General features: G+C 62.7%; 19 protein-coding genes. 7 read left to right on the top strand and 12 right to left on the bottom strand.

Annotation, left to right across the window (positions count from 1 at the left end; translation table 11 throughout):
* Nucleotides 1–10 precede the first annotated feature (10 nt).
* Together OQF70_RS01665 and OQF70_RS01660 are read left to right on the top strand one after the other, a co-directional pair.
* A complete protein-coding gene (locus OQF70_RS01665) occupies nt 11–868 on the top strand; it encodes an MBL fold metallo-hydrolase (RefSeq protein WP_280535479.1) in 858 nt (285 codons plus the stop codon).
* Nucleotides 869–981: 113 nt separating this feature from the next.
* A complete protein-coding gene (locus OQF70_RS01660) occupies nt 982–1,746 on the top strand; it encodes an IclR family transcriptional regulator (RefSeq protein ID WP_280535478.1) in 765 nt (254 codons plus the stop codon).
* Nucleotides 1,747–1,771: 25 nt separating this feature from the next.
* Here OQF70_RS01660 and OQF70_RS01655 read toward each other — a convergent pair whose 3' ends face one another.
* Nucleotides 1,772–2,860 carry an alcohol dehydrogenase catalytic domain-containing protein gene (locus tag OQF70_RS01655; protein WP_280535477.1) on the bottom strand — a complete coding sequence of 363 codons (1,089 nt, stop codon included), beginning with the start codon at nt 2,858–2,860 and terminating at the stop codon, nt 1,772–1,774.
* 40 nt (nt 2,861–2,900) lie between these two features.
* A complete protein-coding gene (locus OQF70_RS01650) occupies nt 2,901–4,373 on the bottom strand; it encodes an aldehyde dehydrogenase family protein (protein ID WP_280535476.1) in 1,473 nt (490 codons plus the stop codon).
* 247 nt (nt 4,374–4,620) lie between these two features.
* Here OQF70_RS01650 and OQF70_RS01645 point away from each other — a divergent pair, with 247 nt between their 5' ends.
* Nucleotides 4,621–5,973 carry an APC family permease gene (locus OQF70_RS01645; protein ID WP_280535475.1) on the top strand — a complete coding sequence of 451 codons (1,353 nt, stop codon included), beginning with the start codon at nt 4,621–4,623 and terminating at the stop codon, nt 5,971–5,973.
* A gap of 1,054 nt (nt 5,974–7,027) precedes the next feature.
* Here the strand turns inward: OQF70_RS01645 and OQF70_RS01640 are convergent.
* Nucleotides 7,028–8,101 carry a PEP/pyruvate-binding domain-containing protein gene (locus OQF70_RS01640; RefSeq protein ID WP_280535474.1) on the bottom strand — a complete coding sequence of 358 codons (1,074 nt, stop codon included), beginning with the start codon at nt 8,099–8,101 and terminating at the stop codon, nt 7,028–7,030.
* A 26-nt stretch (nt 8,102–8,127) separates the two neighbouring features.
* Nucleotides 8,128–10,005, bottom strand: a complete 1,878-nt coding sequence (locus tag OQF70_RS01635) for a PEP-utilizing enzyme (protein WP_280535473.1) — start codon at nt 10,003–10,005, stop codon at nt 8,128–8,130.
* 129 nt (nt 10,006–10,134) lie between these two features.
* Here OQF70_RS01635 and OQF70_RS01630 point away from each other — a divergent pair, with 129 nt between their 5' ends.
* Nucleotides 10,135–10,566: an NUDIX hydrolase gene (locus tag OQF70_RS01630; protein ID WP_280535472.1), complete on the top strand. Its 432-nt coding sequence runs from the start codon at nt 10,135–10,137 to the stop codon at nt 10,564–10,566.
* Between the two features lie 8 nt (nt 10,567–10,574).
* On the opposite strand, the gene OQF70_RS01625 is transcribed toward OQF70_RS01630, so the two are convergent.
* From OQF70_RS01625 to OQF70_RS01600, 6 genes are all read right to left on the bottom strand, one after another.
* Nucleotides 10,575–11,054: a hypothetical protein gene (locus tag OQF70_RS01625; RefSeq protein ID WP_280535471.1), complete on the bottom strand. Its 480-nt coding sequence runs from the start codon at nt 11,052–11,054 to the stop codon at nt 10,575–10,577.
* Nucleotides 11,051–11,578, bottom strand: coding sequence for an aromatic-ring-hydroxylating dioxygenase subunit beta (locus OQF70_RS01620; protein WP_280535470.1), 528 nt, complete (start codon nt 11,576–11,578; stop codon nt 11,051–11,053). Before OQF70_RS01620 ends, OQF70_RS01625 begins: the two co-directional genes overlap by 4 nt.
* Nucleotide 11,579: 1 nt before the next feature.
* The gene (locus tag OQF70_RS01615; protein ID WP_280535469.1) at nt 11,580–13,121 is read right to left on the bottom strand and encodes a Rieske 2Fe-2S domain-containing protein; all 1,542 of its coding nucleotides are present in this window, start codon (nt 13,119–13,121) and stop codon (nt 11,580–11,582) included.
* Nucleotides 13,122–13,295: 174 nt separating this feature from the next.
* Nucleotides 13,296–14,723, bottom strand: coding sequence for an aldehyde dehydrogenase family protein (locus tag OQF70_RS01610; protein ID WP_280535468.1), 1,428 nt, complete (start codon nt 14,721–14,723; stop codon nt 13,296–13,298).
* A gap of 99 nt (nt 14,724–14,822) precedes the next feature.
* Complete coding sequence (locus OQF70_RS01605) at nt 14,823–15,917, bottom strand: alcohol dehydrogenase catalytic domain-containing protein (RefSeq protein WP_280535467.1); 1,095 nt, start codon at nt 15,915–15,917, stop codon at nt 14,823–14,825.
* A gap of 101 nt (nt 15,918–16,018) precedes the next feature.
* Nucleotides 16,019–16,738: a metallophosphoesterase family protein gene (locus OQF70_RS01600; RefSeq protein WP_280535466.1), complete on the bottom strand. Its 720-nt coding sequence runs from the start codon at nt 16,736–16,738 to the stop codon at nt 16,019–16,021.
* A 164-nt stretch (nt 16,739–16,902) separates the two neighbouring features.
* On the opposite strand from OQF70_RS01600, the gene OQF70_RS01595 reads away from it, so the two are divergent.
* Nucleotides 16,903–17,670: an IclR family transcriptional regulator gene (locus OQF70_RS01595; protein WP_280535465.1), complete on the top strand. Its 768-nt coding sequence runs from the start codon at nt 16,903–16,905 to the stop codon at nt 17,668–17,670.
* A gap of 823 nt (nt 17,671–18,493) precedes the next feature.
* Nucleotides 18,494–19,366, top strand: a complete 873-nt coding sequence (epsC, locus tag OQF70_RS01590; protein WP_280535464.1) for a serine O-acetyltransferase EpsC — start codon at nt 18,494–18,496, stop codon at nt 19,364–19,366.
* Between the two features lie 82 nt (nt 19,367–19,448).
* Here the strand turns inward: epsC and OQF70_RS01585 are convergent, their stop codons facing one another.
* Nucleotides 19,449–19,946: a hypothetical protein gene (locus OQF70_RS01585; protein WP_280535463.1), complete on the bottom strand. Its 498-nt coding sequence runs from the start codon at nt 19,944–19,946 to the stop codon at nt 19,449–19,451.
* A gap of 265 nt (nt 19,947–20,211) precedes the next feature.
* Nucleotides 20,212–20,562: a nuclear transport factor 2 family protein gene (locus tag OQF70_RS01580; RefSeq protein WP_280535462.1), complete on the bottom strand. Its 351-nt coding sequence runs from the start codon at nt 20,560–20,562 to the stop codon at nt 20,212–20,214.
* 536 nt (nt 20,563–21,098) lie between these two features.
* On the opposite strand from OQF70_RS01580, the gene OQF70_RS01575 reads away from it, so the two are divergent.
* Nucleotides 21,099–22,190 carry a tyrosine-type recombinase/integrase gene (locus tag OQF70_RS01575; protein ID WP_280535461.1) on the top strand — a complete coding sequence of 364 codons (1,092 nt, stop codon included), beginning with the start codon at nt 21,099–21,101 and terminating at the stop codon, nt 22,188–22,190.
* Nucleotides 22,191–22,309 lie beyond the last annotated feature (119 nt).

Raw genomic sequence — 22,309 nt, 5'->3', positions numbered from 1 at the left:
AACGTCATATATGGAGGTAACCATCCTCGGCAGTGGCTCGCCACTCGCACAGACGTCCCGCGGCGGCCAGAGCATCGTCGTGACGGTCGATGACGAGCCGCTGCTTTTCGACTGTGGTCCGATGTCCGTCGAGCGATTGCTCGATAACGAGTTCAAGCTCCGAAACGTGACGAACCTGTTTCTCACCCACCACCATATGGACCACAACGCGTCGTTTTTCCATTTCGCCATCCTCAGCTGGATGTACGGTCGCCGCGATCTTACGGTCTACGGCCCGGATGGAACCGATGCACTGATCGACGCACTCGGTGATATTTACGAAGCCGACATCGGCTATCGGGAGAAGTTCGGACGACCCGTCGAGGGGATCTCCGAAATCGGGTTCTCGACGATATCTGCGGACTCACGCGTGTCGACTGACGACTGGACCGTCTCCACCCACTCCGTCGATCACTCGATCGAGACCTACGCCTACCGGATCGAGAACGCCGACGGATCGACCGTCGTGTACGCCCCTGACACCAGCAAGATCGGTTCGTTGAGTGACTTCGCCGCGGACGCCGACGTTCTGATCCACGATGCGGCAGTCGGTCCGGAACGCGAGCCAACGGACGCGAATACGACGGCGGATACCGAGAGTTGGAAACAGTTCCAGGCCACGAACCCGAAACCGGAGGACACGCCGATCGTCGACGTGCACACGTCCGCGCGGGAGGCTGCAGAGATCGCCGACGCCGCGAACGTCGGGACGCTGGTCCTGACCCACTTCCTGCCGTTCCGTGATACGGCGGCGATGCGATCGACGGCCACCGACGTCTTCTCGGGAACCGTCCGGATCGCCGAGGATGGACTCACGGTTTCGGCGTAACACGCGTTCGGTGTCTCACGACGGAGAGTGTGGTCGCGGTCGGTCCATTGTTGAGCAGCGTCTCCGGATACCGCACCGGAAACCTCTTCGGACTCGAGACCGCCGTATAGGGTATGTCAGGCCCCTCGAACACGGCGGAACTCTCCACGGTGTCACGGGCATTCGAGATCATCGAGACGCTGAAGCGGGAGAACGGAGCGACGCTGACGGAAGTCGCCGAGACCCTCGATATGTCTACCAGTACGGCATACAACTACCTCACGACGATGACCCAACTCCACTATCTCGTCAACGATGCCGGGGAGTATCGGTTGGGAATGAAGTTCTACGAGCTGGGGACGTATACGCGGCGAGATCTCGGCATTCTCGAGACCATCGAACCGGTTCTCGAGGCGATCGCGGCGGAAACCGGCGAGGTCGCGTGGTTCATCATCGAGGAGCACGGCAAGGCCGTCTACGTCGCGAAGGCGGAAGGAAAACACGCAGTCCCGACCGCGACGTCGCTGGGTGAACGCGTCGACGTCCACTGTACCGCGGCCGGGAAGGCACTCATCGCACACTATCCGGACGCCCGTGTTCGGGAGATCATCGACTGCTACGGATTGCCCGAACGAACGGAAAACACGATCACCGACCGCGACGATCTGTTCGATGAGCTGGAGCGGGTACGGGACCGCGGCATCGCCTTCAACGACGAGGAATCCGTCACCAACCTGCGCGCAGTCGCTGCTCCGGTCTTCGACCGTGACGAGGTGGTCGCCGCCATCGCCATCCCGGGTCCAGCGAATCGTCTTTCGGGGGAGTACTTCCGGGAGCAACTGCCGGACGTGCTTCTCAGCGCGACCAACGAGTTGGACCTGAAATTCCGGTACTCCTGACACGCAGCCGATACCACCGGCCGGTTTATCCGTCTATTTCAACCACGTTTCGGATCCCATCCCCCTCGTGTAACGCCTCGAACGCCGCGTCGAGTTCGGAGAGCTGGTACGTATCGGTCAACAGCGCATCAAGGTCGAGTTTGTCCTCCGCGTACAGATCCGCCAGCTTCGGCAGATCGGCCCGCGGACGGATCGAACCGACGATGTTGCCGACGATACTGGTGCCCATCAGGAAGGCGCTGCCGTCGATCTCCAGCGACCCGGTATCTTTCGTCGTCGTTGCGACCGCGGTGCCGCCACGATCAAGCGCGTTGAACGCCTGTTCGATCGTCCGTGATCGACCGATACACTCGAAGCTGTAGTCGACGCCGCCGACCAGTCGGTCGATCTCCGAGACTGGATCCGTTTCGGACGCGTCGACGACGTGGGTTGCACCGATCTCGCGCATCCGATCGAGTTTGTCCGCGTCGATGTCCACGGCGATGACGTTTCGTGCACCGACGAGGTCCGCGGCCAGGATCGCGCTCGCACCGACCCCGCCACAGCCGAAGACGGCGACGTCCTCGCCGGCCCTGACCGTGGCGGTATTCAGCACTGCACCGGCGCCCGTCGGGATCCCACAGCCCAGAAGCGCGGCGATCTCGAAGGGGACGTCCTCCCGGATCGGGATCGCTGACCGTTCGGGAACGACCGCCTTCGTGGCGAACGACGATTGGGAGAAGAAATGGTCGATCGACCCCTCCTCATCGGCGAGTCGTTTCGTGCCGTCCGGCATCGTCCCACGAGTCTCGGTGTATTGTGAGCAGAGATACGGACGACCGGACGAGCAGTATTCACACTGCCCACACGACGGAATGACCCAGAGAACGACGTGATCGCCGGGCTCGACGCCGGTCACCTGCTCGCCGACCGCCTCGACGACACCTGCACCTTCGTGGCCGAGCACGACCGGACGGTTGATGTCCTGATTCGTGTACGCGTGATAATCGGTGTGACAGACGCCCGTCGCCCGGACGTCGACGAGGACTTCGGTCGCGTTCGGGTCCTCGAGGGTGACCGTTTCGTGGCTGAACTGTTCCGGCTCGCGCATCACGGCTGCTGTGATTTCGTGCATGGATGATGGTCTCGTCGTAGCTACAAGTATGTTGACCCGATCAGAACGGATACGATCGGGGCTCGGTCTGGATGGAGATCCACTTCGGGTCGGTGAATTTCTTGACGATCGCCTCGCCGTTGAACTGTCCGATCCCGGAGTCCTTCCTGCCGCCGAACGGGATCCGCGGATTACTGTTGATCGGCTGATCGTTGATATGGACCATACCCGCCTCGATCCGCCGACTCACCGATTCGGCGCGGCGGCGGTCGCCGCTATGGACCGAGGCTGCCAACCCGTATTCGGTGTCGTTTGCGATCTCGATCGCTTCCTCGTCCGAACCGAAGGGGATCACCGGCGCGATCGGTCCGAAATGCTCGTTACAGGCTGCGGCCATATCGTTGTGGACTCCCGAGAGGACCGTCGGTTCGAGGTACAGCCCCTCGGCGTCGCCGCCGGTCTCCACACGGGCGCCGGCGTCTTCGGTTCGTGAGACGTACTCGAGCAGTTCGTCCCGTTCCGTCTCGTTGATGATCGGACCGATGACGGTCTCCGCATCGCGTGGATCGCCGATCGGCAGCGTCTCGGTTCGTTCCGTGAGCTTTCGAACGTACTCGTCGTAGATCGATTCGTGAACGAGGTGGCGGTTCAGCGAGATACAGACCTGCCCCTGATGCAGGTACGTCCCGAACACTCCGGCGTCGACCGCCATATCGACGTCGGCGTCCTCAAGGACCACGTGCGGGTTGTTTCCGCCGAGCTCCATCGCCTGCGGCGTCAACTGTTCGGCGGCGAGTTTCGAGACACGTCGTCCGACGCCGGTCGATCCGGTGAAGGCGATCACGTCCGCGGTCGGGTGTGAGGCCATTCGGTCGCCGATGTCCGACCCACGACCGGTGACGACGTTGACGACGCCGGCCGGGGCCCCCGCCAACTCGAAGAGTTTGGCGATGCAGAGCCCGCTCGTGATCGGAGTCTCGGAGGACGGCTTGATCACGACCGTGTTGCCGAGCGCGATCGCCGGGGCGACCGCACGGATCGTCAACGAGAACGGAAAGTTCCACGGCGAGATCACGCCGACGACGCCCGCGGGCTCGCGCTCGATACGATTCTCCTTGTTCGGAACAGACGCCGGACCGGTGGTTCCGTGGAGTTCGTGCGGGAGCGCCGCCGCGAAGTCGATGAATCCGCGAGCGATATCGAGCTCTGCCGATCCCTTCAGCGTCACGCTTCCGGACTCCGCCGCCAGCGTGGAGACGAGCGCATCCTCGTGTTCGTCGACCCGCTCGGCGAACCGCGCAAGCACTGCAGCCCGTTCGTCTGGCGTGATCGACGCCCACTCCGACTGGGCCGCTGCAGCCGCCTCGTAGGCGGCGTCGACGTCGGCGTTGCAACCCGCCGGCACGCTCGTCAATTCGGATCCGTCGATCGGCGTCGATACCGATATCCGATCGGTCGAATCCGACGGAGTCCACTCTCCGTCGATGAATAACCCCGTACACTCGCTGGTCAGCTGTGGCAACTCGACGGCCATATCCGTTCGAACAGAACCCTCTCTAAAATAGATTGCCATCCTGCGGGTTCCCTCGGACGGGACATTTACACGCCGTTCGATCGGCTGGCACGGCTGTGGCGAACTGATCCGCCGCTCCGTATCCGGCGAGAGGACCAAAAGATATATAAATCTCTGTTCGTTGGTATACAGTTACAATGCCGTGCCAAGCGGATACATGGCATCATAACCGGATCCCGGTCGACCGAATCGGGATCAGCATCCAACAATGAGCCAAATCGAAGAAACCAAGATCGGATTCGTCGCAAGCATCGCTGCCGCGGTCGGCATCAGCGTCGGAGGCGGACTCTGGGTGACGCCCGTCGTCGCCGGTTCGATGGCCGGACCGGCGGTATTGGCCCTGGGGCTTCTGGTTGCCGTGCCGATATTCCTCGCGTTCCCGGCGTACTTCACGCTGATCAAGGCGTGGCCGCGGTCCGGCGGCCACTACTTCTACCCCTCGCGACTGTTGTTTCCGGAGAGCAAATCGCTCAGCCAACTCGCCGGCTGGTTGTCCGTCTGGTTGATGACGAGCTTGAGCGCCGTCTCGATCATTCAGTATATGTACATCCCCGGCGCGCAGATCACCAGCTCGTTCACGCCGTTGAGTACACAGCAGTTGATCCTGTCGATGATGGCGTTCTCGTTCATCGTCGTCTGGTTCGGGCTTCGGATCGCCGGCGCCGTCGAGATCGTGTTGTCGACGCTGCTTTTGCTATCCATCGTGGTCATCGTCGGTCCCGGTCTCCAGAGCATCGACCCGGCCAACTTGGCTCCCGAGACGACTCCGTCGATCGGCGGGATGGCTGCCGCCTTCGCGTTGCTGTACAGCGTCGCGGCGGCGTCGTTCTATACGATCGACTTCTCCGGCGGGGTGAAGGACGCGAAGGACAAGGTCACGAAGTCGATAGCGATCGCCTCGGTCACGAACATCTCCGCGGCAACGCTCGTCGGCTTCGTCAGCGTTGGGATCATCTCGTACACCGACCTCGCTGACCAAACGCTCGCGTTCGTTTCCCTACAGTACCTGCCGACCGAGCTCATCATGATCGTCGGATTCGGTGCGGCTCTGGCTGGTATCACCTCCGGCATCATGCTCATTATGGTGTTGAACCGGTACGTCGAGGCGACCTCCGCCGATGGACTCCTCCCGGATATACTCGCGGAAACGAACCGGTACGGCGAACCGAAGTATTTCCTGGCCCTGTTGTTCCTCGTGGCGGCGTCGACGACGTTCCTGAGCCTTCCGCTCAGCGTCCTTGCGACCGCCCTGACGCTTGCGCTCCTCTCGACGTTTAGCATCGGCCCGCTGATCGGCGTCCGGCTTTCCTCACAGTTCCCCGAAGTGTTCGAGCGTGAGGAGCTCCGGTCGACGCGGCTTCTCACGCCGACCCTCGTCCGGCGGGCGTCCATCGCTGCGGTCGCGATCAACGCTCTGTCGTTCGTGTACGTATCGCTTGCGACGCCGACGGCGTTCTTCATCTACCTCGGACTCGTCGCCACGGGCGTCGCGATCTATGCGGCACGGCGATATCAGGCCGACGTTCTTCCGAATCGCGTCGTCGACCTGAGTGCCGACTGATCGCTCATCGATTTCAGACGAGTTCGGCATACGAGACCGTCTCGCGCGCGGTATTCTCTCGTTGCTTTCATACCATACGCGATGTCCCGCCGTTTCGGGATCCGATCGGCTTCCCCTCGGAAAACGTGGCGAAGGGATCGTGATTCGACTTGCCTCGATAGTGCACCACGCGGCTGTACGGTGGTGATGCGCTGCAACCGGTTCGTTGCCACCGGTGGCAGGCGTCGATGTGGTTTTGTGCCGATCGGTACGTGGAGACCGACCTCGATCCTCCTGCCGTAGTTCCTTCCTCAGTGATCACTTCCGTCCCTCACTGAATTCCACTTATCTCGGAAATATCGCGGGAGTACAGTCCTTAATATGACTATCATATGTATGTAATTCTATCTCGATCATTCAGTTATAATCGTGATCTTTCCTTCGGTTTAGAACCGTTTTCCTGGTATCTCGGAACTCGGAATCCGGTCGATGACCACGTCGTCGGTATTCCTGGAGAGCGGCAGGAACCTCGTATCCGTGCTGGTAGCTCGTCCGCCCCGACCCACACCTGTGCGATACCGGATCGAAAACGCGTCGAACGGATCGATTGTCTCCGATGTCCCATCCAGATCCTGTCCAGTTAACTGACTGTTTATATATACGATACTTCATCGGAGCATCTCTCACCCATCGATGTGATATTTCACCGGAAAACCCCGTGAACATCGAATTCACCCGGATTTTCCTCCTGTAATGTCGCAATCTGAGGCGTTGATCTCGTTGATCCACCGCACCATCTACCGCCTCTCCGAACATATTCCCGTACCTATTTATTGTAATATGTCTCGATACCGTCCAGCCAGCGAGTATTTCTCTTGGCGGTACAGTTACCGACGGCCGAGCGCGGTGGATCGACGTCGATGGGACGCCGATCGTCGATCGTCGATCGTTCACTTACCCGCTTCAGCATCGACTACCGGTTCCCGTATGCCCTCGTTAGCTCCACCCTCCGACGGGGGCCCCGTCCCGTCTCACACCCCACGTTTCGTCGTTTCGAAGCGGCTTCCCCGACTGTTTATAAATGGTCGAGGATCTGGTCGGCCGCGCTGTCCGGCTCGCTTCCGTCGTCGGTTGCCTCGCCGTCGTCACCCGCCTCCTCCCAGGCCGTCTCCGGGCGGCTTTGCAGGATGAAGTACCGTTTGTCCTCGCCCTCTCCCTCGATGGCCCACTCGATGTCCTGTGGTTCGTCGTAGTGGTCCTCGATCGTCGTTGCCAAATCGGTCAAGCCGATCAGCTCGTCGGCCGTCACCGACGGTACGTCGCGCTTGTCGTCGTCGATGTCGACCTCCTCGGTACCGGCATCTGTCGGGACGGTCATCACGTCCTTTTCCGGGACGTTTCGGTCGACGATCTTGTACACCGGCTTGTCCACGAGGAAGCTGTCCGGCGTGACGATCCCGCTCACGACGGCTTCCCCCAGCCCCCAGTTGGATTCGATCCGGACCTTCGACCGGTCCCCGTTCGCGGGGTTGACGGTGAACATCACCCCCGACGACCGGGCCTCGACCATCTTCTGTATCCCGACGCTGATGCGCACCTCGTCGCGGTCGAACCCGTGCTTCTCCCGGTAGGTGATCGCCCGTTCGGTGAACAGGCTCGCCATGCACTCCTTGGTTCGCTGCGTGACCGTCTCGAGATCGGTCACGTTGAGGTAGGTGTCCTGCTGGCCCGCGAAACTCGCGTCGGGAAGGTCCTCGGCCGTCGCCGACGACCGGACGGCCACCTGTAGCTCCGCCGTCCGCGTTCGCTCCTGCAGTCGCTCCCACGACGACTGCAGTTCCTCGGCGAGGAACGAGGGCAGCGACGCGTTCGTGATCCGATCGCGGATCTCGCGGCTCGCGGCTGCCACCGCCTCGTCGTCGTCGATGTCCACCTCGGCGATCCGATCGGCGATGTACTCGTCCAGCGATCGTGCCTCGAGGAACGCGTCGTAGAACGCCGTCGTCACCGCGAACCCCGGCGGTACTTGCACGTTCTCGCCCGCCTCCATCAGTTCGCCGAGTGAGGCGTTCTTCCCGCCGACGAGGTCGATGTGCTCTTTGGTGCAGCGTTCGGACGCGAAGTCCACGATGTATTGTGGGTCGGTCATTGTGTACTCATTCGGTTCGTTCGCTATCAATGTTGCTCCGCCTTTTCGAGGACCTCGACCGTTCCCTCGGTCCCGTTGACGCGGATCCGATCGCCGGTCTCGAGCTGTGTCGTCGCCGTTCCAACCCCGGTGACGGCCGGGACGCCGTACTCGCGACAGACGATCGCGGTGTGGCTCGTCGCGCCGCCGTTGTCCGTGACGGCCCCCGCGATCTTCGACAGCACCGGCGTCCAATCGGGGTTCGTGAGCGGTGCGACGAGGATCTCGTCGCGCTCGACCGCCGTCAGTTCGCTTCCCGAGGTGATGACCCGCGCCGGTCCTTCGACCGTCCCGGAGGAGGACGCGAAGCCGTTCATCTCCGAGCCGTCCTCGTCCCCCGCGGTGCCGAGCCAGTTCTGGACGGTTTCGGTCGTAATGCCCCAGAGCATGATCACCATCGGATCGGTGACCTCCTCGGGCGGTTCGCCGATCGCCGGGGGCGGCGACCACTCCTCGGCCGCCTCGAGGATGCGCTTTCGATCGGCGGCATCCTCCTTCCAGTAGGCCGGGGTCTGTGCGCCGTGCCCCTGCGACCAGACGCGGGCGAGGTCCGCGAGCAACTCCGGAACTTCGGTACGACCGAACAACGTGATGTCCCTGGGCTCCTCGAGGAAGCCGTGGTTCACGAGCAGTTGGCCGAACTCATCGAGCTTCTGGAAGATGATCGTGTGGAGCCAGTTCTCTATCCAGAACTGGTGGTCCTCGGCGTGGTTGTAGACCGTCAACACGAGTTCGTGGGCCTGATCGAACCGGGCCCGCTCGCTCTCGTTCAGATAGCTCCGGTATTCGGCGACGATCTCCTCGCGTTCGTCCTGCAGCGCCTCGATGTCTCGCCCGATGTCAGTTCCCTCCTGGAGCGCGGTCACTTTCTCCTCGAGGTGGTCGAACGGCTGCTCGAGCGTATCGAGCCACGACCCGTCCGCGCTGTGGTATCCCCTGCTGACGGTGATATGGAACCACGGGTCCTTCACGTCCTCGAAGGCCTTGAGGAACTCGCGGCCGGCCTCGGTTTCCTCGAGCCGGGCCATCTTTTCGTCGGGCGTCCCCGCCGACGTGAGGATCTCCGGCACGTCCCCACCCAACTCCATCGCCTGCCGTGCGAGATCGTTGAGGACCGCGTCCGCGAGGAACAGGTCCGTCTCCAGTCCCGTAACCATCTTTCCGATGGCGTCGTCGCTGATGTCGGGGAACAGGTCATCACACGTCTCTTTGAACGAGAGATACGCCAGGTACACCAGGTTGAGGTACTCGAAGTGACGTTGCCATCCTCGAAGCGTCAGCTCCTGTAACCGGTTGTACTCGCTCTGGATGTCGACCGCTCCGGGATACAGCCCCTGTGCGTCGTAGACCACGTCCTCCGGGGCGTATTCGGGAAGTTGCTCCGGGACGTCGAGATCGCGGATCTCCTGGCCGATGTCCTTGACCGCGGGCAGCCACTCGTCCTCGTAGAGCTCCTCGAAGTTCTCGTAGACGTACTCGCTGCGCTCGCTGAAGACGGCTTTGCGCTCCTCGAGCAGCTCCGGATCCGTACAGGGAACCGGTGAGGCGTACGAGTACCCCGCGATGATCCGCAGATCGATGCCCATCGCCGGCGGGACCGCGAACACGCGGCTCTGTGCTTGTGACAACTGCATCGTGATCGACTCGACACAGAGGGTGATGTCCCACGGACGGAGCGGTTTCGGGCTGTCCTTTTGGTCCCAGAACCAGAACCGGTCCCGCTCCAGTTCCGATCGCTCGGCCCCCTGGCCGAACCGGAAGTACCGCGGATACATCTCTTCCCAACCTGCACAGTCGTCGGGGATCTCGACCTCATCCGGCCACGGGAACCGGTCGTCCGGCTCTTGATTGGCTTCATCTGTCATGGGTTCCACTGGCACTCTCTACTACGAACAGTCCCTATTGATTATTATATCTTTTGGATAGTGGCGGGCCACTGGCGGCGAGCCATCGATCGGCGCCGGTCTTTTGGCATCCGGTCGGCAACCATCGGTATGCACACGCTCGTTGCCGCAACCGTCGTGCGGACCGATGACGACGTCCTCCTGGTTGAGGAGGGGAAAGCCCCGGTCAGCGGGACGTGGAACCTGCCCGGCGGACGCGTGGAAGCCGACGAAGAACCGGCCGAAACGGCCGTTCGGGAGTTCTCGGAGGAGGTCGGCGTGGACGTGGACCTGACCGGCCTCGTCGGCGTCTATCTCGGACACGACGCCTTCGTCGACGGGCCGTTCCTCTCGATAACGTATCTGGGCTCCGTCTCCGCGGACCCACGGGTGGTCGCGACCGACAGCGTCGCCGACGTCCGATGGGTCGATCGGGAGCGGCTGGACGAACTGGAGCTCCGATCGCCGTACGTCTCGCGTGCGATCCACGACGCCGACGAGCGAACCGTCCCGATGGAGATCGTTCGGTCATTCGTCGAGTGACACGCCGTTCAGTGATCGTGCGGCCCGTGTGGTGTCTCCAGAAACTCCGAGAAGAGGCTGGTGTCACGTGCTGCGAGGGCGCCCACCATCGCGGGGGGCAACCGGATCTCGGTCCGTTTTACCGGCGCGCGAACCACGAGCGCGTCGCCGTCCGTCGTCGTCGCCTTCGCGATCTCGACGTCGGCGTACTCGTTGCTGACGGCGAACGGTCCCTCGACCTCGGTGGCGTCGGCGGCGTTCCAGTCGGCCGGCGGCTGCCGACCGAGCCGGTCGGCCAATTCCGATTCGGTCTGCCACGAGAGGCTCTCGAGACCGAGTGCGTCGACCCGGATCGTGTTCGATCCGTCCGCATCGGTCCGATCGGCCGATTCGATCTCGACGAGCTGTCCCCGGGGCGTCAACAGCTTCCGAACGGTTGCGGCGTCGTCGTCGCCGTCGTCGCCGTCGCCGATGTCGAACTCGGCCGTGACGGTGGTTCGTCGGGTCATAGGAAGACGGAGATCTTGTCGATCTCCGGAACGGCGTGGTCGAGGAACACGTGGCGCTTCGCGATGGTGAACGTCTCGCCGTTCGGGCGAAGCACGTCCTCCCGGCGCCCCGCGAGGAACGTGTACGACGAGTCGTCCCCCTGTCCGTAGTACAGCAGGAGGTAACTCTCGGCGTCGACGGCGCCGTCGTCTCGCTCGGTGGCGCGCACGTTCGTGACGAAACGACGCGTCCGGGAGGGCGGCCGCTCGGACCATGCGTACTCCGACTCGAACCGTTGGATCCGGGCCTCCAGGGAGCCGTAGTCCTCGTCGAAGTAGTACGCCGAGCGACTGAAGCTGTCGTTCACGTGCTCACGCGTGACCCGGAGCGGCGCCTTGTACTCGATGTCCTCATCAAGCAGTGCGAGCCACTCCGTCTGTTCGCGCCGGTCCAGCAGGGACGCCTCCTCATAGAGGAACCGTTCGACCCGTTGTTTCAGGAGGAATCGATCGAGCTCCGACTCCCGATCCGTGTTCGCGGCCATCCTACTCACCGCCCCCCGCCGGCTCGGATCCGTTCGCCGGGTCGTGGTCGTCCGCGTGTGCCGACCCGCAATCGTCAGTCCGCGTCGACCCGCAGCCGTCAGCCCGGGTCGATCCGCAGCCGTCCGCTTTCGCCGATCCGCAGCCGCCTCCGCAGTCTCGGGACATTGTGTCCCCGTCACGGGGCGTCGAGAGGTGGTCGAACCACTGGTCGTGGAACTTCTGCATCCCGACCTCCTCCAGGTTGATCGCGTAGACGGTGCCCGGGCCGGGCCACTCCTCGTCGTAGGCGACCTCGCTCATCTCCTCGGTCCCCATCTGGTAGTTCAGATCGACCTCGTGGTGTCTGGCGAACGTCGAGTCGGCGACGTCGGTGATGCCGTTCCAGATGGAGACGTCGTCCTGTTCGAAGTTCCCCGAGGGGCCGAAGTTGGACATGTACACCTTGTAGATGCGCTCTTTGGTCTCCTCGGAGGCCCGCTTCGGCGCGAACGCCCAGCTCCAGATCTCGGTTTTGTTCGGCCCGAGCGGCCGCCACTTTCGCACCCCGAGGAAGCCGGTGACGTCCTTGTTCGGGTCGTCGGTGATGTCCCCGAAGTTCAGGAACGCCAGGTTCGGGAACACGCTCCCCGTGAACGAAAGCGCCTCCTTTGCGGCCTCGTACTGGTCGGGTGTCACGTTGTCCGGGTTGAACAGGTCCACGATCTCATCGGGATACGTCATGAACACCTCCTCGCCCTCGACCATTCGCGTGCTGGTGGTGTGGCCGTCACAGTGGACGTGCCGGTCCTTCGTCTCCCCCGCGCCGGCGATGCCGACCGTGTCGTCGCCGCCGAGCCCGAGCTGTTTGATCGAGTGATGGGCGAAGCCGGTGTGATAACTGTCGCCGGCGAAGTTGTCCGCGCCCGTCTTCCAGTTCGTCTCTACCACCCAGCGGTGGGGCTCGCCGATGACCTCCATCCCCCCGTCGGGGAGCTTGAACTGGATGTCGAGGTACCACGTGAACTCCCCCAGGTGCTCCTCGAGGCTCTCGCCGGAGTCCGACAGCGAGGCGAAGACCAGCCCGGCGTAGCTGTCGACCCGCGGGGCGCTGTGTAGGCCGTGTTCCGACTGGTCCAGGTTCTTGAACGCGATCTCCTTCTGTGGCACTCCCACGAGGTCGCCGGTGTTCTTGTAGGTCCAGCCGTGGTAGGGGCACCGGAAGTGGGAGGTGTTGCCCTGCTCGGCGCGACACAGCTTCGCGCCGCGGTGCCGGCAACTGTCGAAGAGCACCTGCACGTCGCCGTTCATATCCCGGACGAAGATGAACGGGTCGCCGGCGATGTACCGTCTCGCGTAGTCCCCCTCCTCGGGGATCTCCGATTCGTGGCCCACGAAGATCCACTCGCGACCGAACAGTCGATCGAGTTCCAGCTGGTGGACCGTCTCGTCGTTGAACGTCTGTAGCGGAAGCTTGCCCTCGCCGAGCGACGCCTCGATCTCCGCGAGGAGATCGGCGTGCTCGTCCGGCTGCTGAGCAGTAGCTTTGCTCTCGGTCGGTGGCATACGTTCCCATACCGTTGTCTATCACTTAACTATTGTGGTGACGCACGACGCCGCGAACCGCGCCGACGAGGAGGGTCGACGAGCGGTGCCGGCGAACCACGCCAACGAACTACGCCGCCGGAGGAGGTCGCCGGAGGGGGGTCGACGACCGACGGAATCGCCCCGATCGTTCCCTCACCGGAGCGTTCCGTCGACCGTCATTCGGACGTTCTTGACCCTGGTGTAGTGGCGCAACGCGGCGGTCGCGTATTCGGACCCCATACCGCTCTGTTTGTACGCGGGGAACGGTACCTGTGGCGTCGGCGACGCGTAGTTGTTCACGGTAACCGTCCCGGCCTCGATGTGTCGTGTGATCCGGTTCGCCCGATCGAGGTCGGTCGTCCAGACGCCCGCGTACAGGCCGTACTCCGTGTCGTTGGCTCGTTCGACGACTTCCCGCTCGGAGTCGAAACGGTAGGCGGTCAGGACGGGACCGAACACCTCCTCACAGGAGACTGCCGCGTCGTCGGGCACGTCCTCGATGAGCGTCGGTTCGTAGAAGTTCCCCTCCTCGAACGGGACCCGGCCACCCGTGCGGACGGTTCCACCCGCCTCCCGGGCCGATTCGACGTATGCATCGGCCTCCGACTGTGCCGACGGCGAGATGAGCGCCGACACGTCCGTCTCGTTCGGGTCCGGATCCACCGTCATCGCCTCGATCCGTGCGACCACGCGGTCGATGAACTCGTCGTAGATCTCGTCCGCGACGAACAGCCGGGTGCCGGCGTAACAGCTCTGCCCGGCGTTGCTGAACAGCTTCACCGCTCCGTCCGCGGCCGCCTCCTGGTCCGCGTCCGCGAAGACGATGTTCGGACTCTTGCCCCCGAGCTCGAGGTTCAGCGGGATCAACCGGTCGGACACCGTCTCCCGAATGTGGAGGCCGACCGCCTTGGACCCGGTAAACGTCAGCTCCTGTACGTCGTCGTTCGTGACCAGCGCCTCGCCGGCCGTGGACCCCCGCCCCGAAACGACGTTCAGAACGCCGTCGGGCAGCCCCGCATCGGCGGCGGCGCGTCCCAACTCGAGGATCGACGTCGGCGCCAGCGTCGCGGGTTTCGCCACGACGGTGTTCCCGCACGCCAGCGCCGGCGCGATGCTTCGTGAGCCCAACAGCAGCGGCGAGTTCCACGGAATGATGTGCCCGGTCACGCCCAGCGGCTCCCGCCGCGTGTAGTCGAACTCCTCGCCCGACAGCGGGATGGTCTCGCCGGTGATGCGGTGGGTCAAGCCCGCGTAGTACTCGAAGTACTCCGCGGCGTACTCGACGCTCCGCTCGGAGTCCGCAAGCGATCGCCCGGTCTCCTCGGTGTGTCGGGTCGCGATCTCCGTCTTGCGGTCCCGAAGCGCCGCGGCGATGTCCCGTAGGTAGTCGCCGCGGGTGACGGCGTCGACCGTTCGCCACTCCTGGAAGGCGGACTCGGCCGCCGCTACCGCCGCCTCTACGTCCGATTCGTCCGCGAGTGCGATGCTGGATACCGGTTCGTTCGACGAGGGATCGGTGACCGTCATCGTCTCCGACGGTGCCGGCGTCTCCCCGCCGATACGTAACGCGTACTCGTTCATCGGTCGATCGGTGTTCGATGGCTGCCTGTATAAAACTTCTTCCCACGCAGGATCCTACGGCGACTTCGTTGCCTCGCGTCGCTTTGCCGGGGTGACGACTCACTCCTGCGTGATGACGCCCCGAATGCCCGTCCCGTCGTCCATCGCCTCGAAGGCCGCCCCCAGCTGGTCGAGCGAGTACGTCTCGCTGACGAGTTTCTCGAGGGGGAGCCGGCCGGACTTCGCGAGCCGCGCGAACCGCGGAACGTCGACCGAGGGGTGGAGCGAGCCGCCGACGTTCCCGACGATCCGCTTGCCGCTGGTGAAGGCACCCGGTGGGATCTCGAAGTCGTCGGCGGAGCTCGTCGCGGTCGAGACGACCGTTCCGCCGGGGCGTACGGCCTCGACCGCCTGTCTCACGACCGCCGGATGGCTCGTGCACTCGAACGCGTACGCGACCCCGCCGCCGGTGATCTCCCGGATCGCCGCCACGGGATCGGTCTCGCCGGAGTTGACGGTGTGTGTCGCCCCGAGCGTCTCGATGAACGAGAGCTTCTCGTCGACGACGTCGACCGCGATGAGCGGGTCGGCCCCCGCCAGCTCGGCACCCAGCACTGCACTCGCTCCGACGCCGCCACAGCCGAACACGACGACGGGATCCCCGGGTGAGACGTCCGCGGTGTTCGTCACCGCGCCCAACCCGGTCGTGGCGCCGCAGCCGAGCAGCGAGGCCTCGGGAAACGGGATGCCGTCGGGGATCCTGACCGCGGTCTGCTCGGCGACGACACAGTGGCTGGCGAACGACGACTGCCCGTAGAAGTGGTTCACTGCCTCGCCGTCGCGGGAGAGTCGCCGGGTCCCGTCCATGAGCGTGCCCCCTTTGACCGCCGATCGGCGCGCACAGAGGTGCGGATCGCCTCGCTCACAGAACTCGCACTCCCGACAGAACGGGAGGACCCAAAGCACCACGCGGTCGCCGACCGACACCGAGGTCACGTCCTCGCCGACCGCGTCGACGACGCCCGCTCCCTCGTGCCCGAGGACCACGGGATACGGCGTCTCCGAGGCGCCGACGTACCGGTGGTGGTCGGTGTGACAGACGCCGGTTGCCCGCACGTCGACCCGGACTTCCCCCGGCTTCGGGTCGGCCAACTCGAGCGACTCGATCGATAGTTCCCGTGGCTCCTCGAGCACTGCTGCAGTGATCCGTGTCATCTGTCCTCTAACGATGTCCTCGGTCACCTAGGTGATTAAACTATGGGGATGAGCGCCCGTCGTCGCGCCCATCCTCGATCGTCTCCTGGATGCCGTGCCGCTTACGCGTTCATCACGATTTCGCCGTTCTCCAGCCACAGCGTGAGCAGATCCGGGAGCGACGTCCGTCGGATCTCGTCGACGACCTCGTCGATCGGGTACGCCACGCGGTGGAGGTCGGCCCGTCTCGCGTCGACGTCGACGACGGCGTAGGCGGCACGTGGGTCCCCGTCCCGTGGCTGGCCGACGCTGCCGGGGTTCACCAGCAGCCGGCCGTCGAACCGTTCCGCGTGTTGCACGTGTGTATGCCCGTGTACGAGGATCGACTCGTCGCCGAACAGGTGGGGCCCGTACTCCTCCGGGTAGAGCCGACCATCCTGATCGCCCGGCTTTCCGTGAACCAGCTTGACGGCTCCGTCCTCGATGGTCGCCTCCTGCGGGAGGGTGGCGAGATACTCCATCTCGTCGGCGTCGAGCCGCTCGTGCGTCCAGACGCCCGCCAGCCGCGCGAGTTCTCCCGGTCGGAGGTCGGCGTCGCCGTCGATGTCGGGATCGGTTGCGGTTCCCATCGCGTCGATGTCCGTGCTGATCTTGTGATCGTGGTTTCCCTGGATGCTGTCGATCCCCTCTGTGGTGAGGGTGTTCAACACCTGCTCCGGAAACGGATTGTATCCCACCGCGTCCCCGCAGTGGTAGATCCGGTCGACGGCCGGCATGTCCTCGAGGACCGCCTCGAGTGCCGGCTGGTTCCCGTGTACGTCGCTTATCAGACCGAGTTGCATACTCCGGCTTTCACGCAGAGCTATATAAACCTTCGAGCCCCCGCGGATCCGGTCCGTCGTCCCGTCCGACTGCCGTCGCTTTCCGGAGGTGGCGGATGATTTCTCGAATCCTACGGAATTACCGAAGCAAGGGGTTATAAATGAGTCGGGACGAATATCCGTGTATGACGGACGAACCCGGCGGCTCAGCCACGATCGGAACCCTGGAGAAGGGTTTCCGGATCATCGAAACCATCGAGGAACTGGAGTCCGCGACCCTCACCGACGTCGCCGACGAGATGGGACTCGCCAGAAGCACCGTTCACGACTATCTCACGACCCTGTGTGACCTCGAGTACCTCGTCAAGACCGATGGCGAGTATCAGCTCGGGTTGACGTTCACCCGGCTTGGAACGAGCGCCACGGAGACGGTTCAGCTTTCGGACACGATCACGCCGTATCTGGAGCGATTGGCGGATGCGACCGGTGAAACGGTCTGGTTCCTCGTCGAGGAGTGTGGGCGAGCGGTGTATCTCGGACACGCGGAGGGCGATCAGGCCATCAAGACCGAACACACCATCGGCGGTCGGTCCTATCTCCATTGTCACGCGGGTGGGAAGGCGATCCTCGCACAGCTTCCCGACGAGCGCGTCGAGGAGATCATCGATATGCACGGCCTTCCGGAAATAACGGAACACACGATCACCTCACGCGAGGCCCTCTTCGAGGAGCTGGAGCGGATCCGCGACCGGAATTACGCACAAAACCACAGCGAGCAGTTGGCGGAGACGCGCGCGGTCAGCGCCGCGATCGTCGTCGACGACGAGGTTCTCGGGGCGATCAGCGTCGGCGGCCCCGCCCACCGACTCCGTGGTGACCGCTTCGAGACCGAACTGCCGAATCAAGTGATGAGCGTCGTGAACGAGATCCGGATCAACCACCGCTACTCGTAGGTCGGCGAGCCGTCGGCGGCGTTTGGAAATAACAGATGTAGTTTTGTAACGGCCTGTCGAACGGCGGCGATCCTCCCGAGTGATGCATCCAGGCCTGTGAGACCGGGATCGTCGTCTCAACCCGTGTCGGGAGCGTCGGTCGGTGGTCGGGACGGTATCTCGCTATGCACAAATCATAATTTAGTTGCTATACGGAATTTATATACTCTTATAAATATATTCTAGCAAGCGTGAGTGCTGTTTGATGAATATTTGATAGACTGTCCTATTTAAACATATACTGTGTCTAAACCCGAGTAAACCACATTTATACAAATATAAATCGGGTATATTTGGATATATTTAATAAATTCTCCTGTATCTGTCTCCTTTCGAGGTCATCTACTCAAGATAGCCATCAACGGGCGATATACGGATTATTTGACTGCTTCTGTACGTTCTGATTCTTGACGCCGCTCATCATAGTCCTTTATATATTTCTTTTCTATAATATATACATATCTGGTAGTATGGCTCGACACGCCGATTCTTCAGTCTCGACATCCCGGGACCCGGCGATCGGTTTGCGGCGATCGGTTTGCGGCGATCGAGGTGGGTCGTCCAGGATGCACCGTGGTACGGTGGGACCAGGTTCCATCTGCCCCCACCGCCGCCGACGTCGCGATCGACGCCGACGTCGCGTCGATCGGTCTCGTCCCCTCGTTCGTCGCTTTGACGGAGATCCGCGAACGTTATCGCCGTCTGCTGCGGGAGCACGACGGGAGTCGTTGCGTACGGCACGAAAACGAACCACTTTCACTCGATGGCACCAACATCTCTGCAAATGAGATACGAGTACACCGGCGACGCCCACGACGCGCTCGTCGAGTCCTATCACGCGGATGAATCGCCCTTCCCGACCGATGATACACGGGTCTATCCGCGACACGATTCACTGCGTGAGGAACCGCTGCTCCTCAAACAGCTCCTGTTTCCCAGATGCTGGAACGCGACGGAGTTGATCGGCGATCCCGAGGAAACTCGTGACCGGCTGACCAAACTCGGCAGCAGTCTGCACAAAGGGGTCACCGCGTATTCGGATCGCGATGTGGACGATCCGACCGGGATCGTCGATGGGTTGCTTGACGGGTTGCCGGCGATTCGACGCGCGCTCAAGAAGGACGTCGAGGCCGCGTACAAGGGTGATCCCGCGGCGAAGAGCTACTGTGAGATCATCCGGTCGTATCCCGGGTTTCACGCCATCCTGATCCACCGAGTGGCACACGTCCTCTATGGGGAGGGCAGCGTCGAGTACGCCCGCGAACTCGCCGAGTACTCCAAAGTCGAGACCGGCATCGACATCCACCCCGGCGCGGACATCGGCGAGTACTTTTTCGTCGATCACGGGACCGGGGTCGTCATCGGCGAGACCGCGACGGTCGGCGACTGGGTCCGCATCTACCAGAACGTCACGCTGGGCGCGCTCCACTTCGAGGAGGAGGAAGGCGAGGACCAAATGCTGGCGAAGGACTACAAGCGCCATCCAAACATCGGCGATCACGTCGTCATCGGCGCCGGAAGCAACGTGCTCGGTGCGATAGATATCGGCGACCACGTGAGCATCGGCGCGAACTCGTGGGTGACCGACGACGTCCCGGACGACACGAGCGTGTTCATCGCTGATCATCCCGAGCAGGAACGAAAATCGAACAGGTGATCGGTTACCGACGATCGAGACGGCTCCTCCGGGCATCGACCGGACGCCTCGCTCGTGCCGGCCGCTTCCTGCTTCTCCGTCGTCACTCCTCGGTCGTGCCAGTCATCGCGTACAGCAGCGCGAGCGGGATCGCGTACACGATGTGACCGATCGTCGAAACGATCGTTCCCGGGATCGCGACGTTCGGGAACGGGGGTGCGTTCGGGAATCCGATCGTGGTGAGCCAGATCGGCATCACGAGGACGGCGAACACGATCGTGGTGAGGATCCCGTATCCGATCGCGAGCACGAACGCGCTCGACGGTTCGCTGGCCGGTCGTTTGAGCGGCGGCAGCTGAACCAGTCCGACGTACACTACGCCGAGGACGACGCCGTGGAACTGGTGGACCGCCCAGCCCGCAACCAGCCCGTCCAGCCCGTACAGCGCCGGGACCACGACCTCGAGCATCGGTGGCGGCATCACGTACATCATCATCAGTCCGAACGGGATGCTCCCGATGAACCCGCCGACTGCGCCTGCTATCCATCGTTTTGAGGCGACGCCCGCGGTCGCGGACGCCGTCGTCGTGTCGGTTGCCATTGTGGTTACCTCACGTACCCATCCACGGCAACCGAAATAACTGTCAGCGAACCTGTTGGTAATTCGGTTACCGATCACACACCACGATCGAGTGGTGAAGGATCCGATGCGCTCGTCGGCGTCGATCTCGACTCGCTTTCGGGGGAGGGAGGGGGTGTGTCCGACAAGAACCGGGACTGGACGGGGGCCGCACCGTTTCACGGGAAGCAACGACGGTTTCGACCGGGGGTGGCCGATCGACGCCCCGGCCCCACCGAGCAACCCGTCAGTGCTTCGGCTCGATGTTGCCCGCAAACGTCTGGAACTCGATCGTCTCGGCGGGGATGTGGAAGGTGTCCGTGCAGAACCCATAGACGTTGTCCGGCGTCTCACCGTGCCAGAGGAGGTAGGCAAACTCGTCCTCGACGATGGTGTCGTCGACGTCGATCGTCGACCCCTCCTGCCCGAACTCGTCGAACAGATCCGCGAACAGGCCCTCGATCTCGTCCAGCCCGCGGAAGACGCCGAGGTTCGTGACGACGGTCGATCCCGCCGTGTAGTCGGCCATCACCGCCTCCAGATCCTGGGTGGCGAACGCCTCCAAGTGGTGATCGAGGACGGCTTCGGTGTCACTCATACGTGGTCTACGGTACCGTATCTCACGCGATCGATATAAATGTTGACGATCCACACGGCCCATTCACCACACCCCGTCGACCACACTACGTCCACCACACTACGTCCACCACACTACGTCCACCACACTACGTCCACCACACTACGTCCACCACACTACGTCCTCGGCGACCCCACGACGATCGACAGGCTCGTGGTCCGTCGCGTCCGAGGTCTTGCGCGCCGATCTCGTCACGTCCGTATTCGATCGTCGTCGAGGTTCTGGGCCCACCACGACCCCCTTCGGGCGGGGGGTCCCGACGTCGCGTCTTGCTGGACGCACCCCCCTCCCGGGGTGACGCACCTTCCGGATCGCTTCACGCCCACGTCCCGGACGCACCTTTCCGGACACCGCCCCGTTACTCGGACGTTCCGGACGCACCCGGGGGGTATCACCGCTTGAAACATCCCGACATCCGCCATCGAAACCCCGAAAAATCGGACGAGAATGCCTCACCCCGGCGAAAATCGGACCCGTAGGAACCGTACGGATTCCGAGTGGGCTCGGGCGGGACTAGCGCGATCCGCGCGCGTCCCCTTCCCTGCCGATTCCGGGCGTTTCCGGCCTTCTCACGGGGTTTTGTGAGACCAATGAAGACGAAACACGACGAACTCGAGCCGCTTGAGCCGAACCGCGCGCAAGAGCTGTACCTGAAGCAAAAGGAAACGGAAGCGTCCAAGAAGACGGTCCAGTCGCACAGATACCGGCTGAACGCGTTCGTTCGATGGTGTGAGGAGAACGACATCGAGAATCTGAACGAGTTAACCGGCCGTTCCCTCCAGGAGTATCGGATCTGGCGTCAGGATGACGCCGACTTGAAGAAGATCACGCTGAACCAACAGATGAGCACCATCCGCGTCTTCATCAAGTGGTGCGGGTCGATGGAAGCGGTTCCGGCGGATCTCCACGAGAAGGTGATGATTCCGAGAGTCAGCCCGGAGGAGGAGCGATCCGACGAGATGCTGGAGGCTGAAACTGCGGAGGCCATCCGTGAGCATCTACTGCGGTATCACTACGCGTCGATCGAACACGCCGTGTTTGTGCTCCTGTGGGAGACCGGTATGCGGCTGGGCGGTGCCTGCTCTCTCGATGTCGACGACTTCGACGCCGCAAACGAGCGGCTCGAACTCGTTCATCGTCCGGATACGGGGACGGAATTAAAGAACGGGGGTGCCGGTGAACGACCGGTTGCGGTTACGGAGGGACTCGCCGAGACCTTACAGGAGTACATCGAAAACAAACGGAAGGACGTCACGGACGAGTACGATCGAGAGCCGCTGTTTACGTCGACGTACGGGAGAATGTCGCGGAATCAGATCCGGAGAGTCGCGTATAAGGTTACGTCACCGTGCTTTCGAAACGAGCCTTGTCCCGGGTGCAAGGATGCACCTGGAAAGAAATGCCCCGAGGCGGTCAGTCCCCACCCGATACGTCGAGGCAGTATCACCCACTTCCTCACGAAGGACATTCCGGCCGAGGTCGTTGGTGACCGTATGAACGTGAGCCGTGACGTGCTCGATAAACACTACGACCGGCGTTCCGAAGACGTGAAACTGGAGCAACGGAGGCGATACCTCGATAACATCTAGTCGAGCCTCTCCTTCTTGTCCAAGGTGAGGGTGTCATAGAACTGTTCCCTAGTATCTTTTCGTTCTACCATTACTGTGCGTCATAGAACGGTTTTATATCTGGATTGTTACCTCAGAAA

Origin of the sequence: Halopenitus sp. POP-27, from assembly GCF_029889855.1 — an archaeon.
Classification (GTDB): domain Archaea; phylum Halobacteriota; class Halobacteria; order Halobacteriales; family Haloferacaceae; genus Halopenitus; species Halopenitus malekzadehii.
The sequence above is the reverse complement of the archived record's forward strand: the minus strand, read 5'-3'. Positions and strand labels throughout refer to the sequence as shown.

Excerpts from the sequence above, each read along its gene's own strand:
- OQF70_RS01645 (WP_280535475.1), top strand. The coding sequence starts at position 4,621 with ATGAGCCAAATCGAAGAAACCAAGATCGGATTCGTCGCAAGCATCGCT.
- OQF70_RS01620 (WP_280535470.1), bottom strand. The coding sequence starts at position 11,578 with ATGGCCGCGAACACGGATCGGGAGTCGGAGCTCGATCGATTCCTCCTG.
- OQF70_RS01580 (WP_280535462.1), bottom strand. The coding sequence starts at position 20,562 with ATGAGTGACACCGAAGCCGTCCTCGATCACCACTTGGAGGCGTTCGCC.
- OQF70_RS01610 (WP_280535468.1), bottom strand. The coding sequence starts at position 14,723 with ATGAACGAGTACGCGTTACGTATCGGCGGGGAGACGCCGGCACCGTCG.
- OQF70_RS01655 (WP_280535477.1), bottom strand. The coding sequence starts at position 2,860 with ATGCACGAAATCACAGCAGCCGTGATGCGCGAGCCGGAACAGTTCAGC.
- OQF70_RS01640 (WP_280535474.1), bottom strand. The coding sequence starts at position 8,101 with ATGACCGACCCACAATACATCGTGGACTTCGCGTCCGAACGCTGCACC.
- epsC (WP_280535464.1), top strand. The coding sequence starts at position 18,494 with ATGAGATACGAGTACACCGGCGACGCCCACGACGCGCTCGTCGAGTCC.
- OQF70_RS01660 (WP_280535478.1), top strand. The coding sequence starts at position 982 with ATGTCAGGCCCCTCGAACACGGCGGAACTCTCCACGGTGTCACGGGCA.
- OQF70_RS01630 (WP_280535472.1), top strand. The coding sequence starts at position 10,135 with ATGCACACGCTCGTTGCCGCAACCGTCGTGCGGACCGATGACGACGTC.
- OQF70_RS01605 (WP_280535467.1), bottom strand. The coding sequence starts at position 15,917 with ATGACACGGATCACTGCAGCAGTGCTCGAGGAGCCACGGGAACTATCG.
- OQF70_RS01650 (WP_280535476.1), bottom strand. The coding sequence starts at position 4,373 with ATGGCCGTCGAGTTGCCACAGCTGACCAGCGAGTGTACGGGGTTATTC.
- OQF70_RS01585 (WP_280535463.1), bottom strand. The coding sequence starts at position 19,946 with ATGGCAACCGACACGACGACGGCGTCCGCGACCGCGGGCGTCGCCTCA.
- OQF70_RS01615 (WP_280535469.1), bottom strand. The coding sequence starts at position 13,121 with ATGCCACCGACCGAGAGCAAAGCTACTGCTCAGCAGCCGGACGAGCAC.
- OQF70_RS01635 (WP_280535473.1), bottom strand. The coding sequence starts at position 10,005 with ATGACAGATGAAGCCAATCAAGAGCCGGACGACCGGTTCCCGTGGCCG.
- OQF70_RS01665 (WP_280535479.1), top strand. The coding sequence starts at position 11 with ATGGAGGTAACCATCCTCGGCAGTGGCTCGCCACTCGCACAGACGTCC.
- OQF70_RS01595 (WP_280535465.1), top strand. The coding sequence starts at position 16,903 with ATGACGGACGAACCCGGCGGCTCAGCCACGATCGGAACCCTGGAGAAG.
- OQF70_RS01600 (WP_280535466.1), bottom strand. The coding sequence starts at position 16,738 with ATGCAACTCGGTCTGATAAGCGACGTACACGGGAACCAGCCGGCACTC.
- OQF70_RS01625 (WP_280535471.1), bottom strand. The coding sequence starts at position 11,054 with ATGACCCGACGAACCACCGTCACGGCCGAGTTCGACATCGGCGACGGC.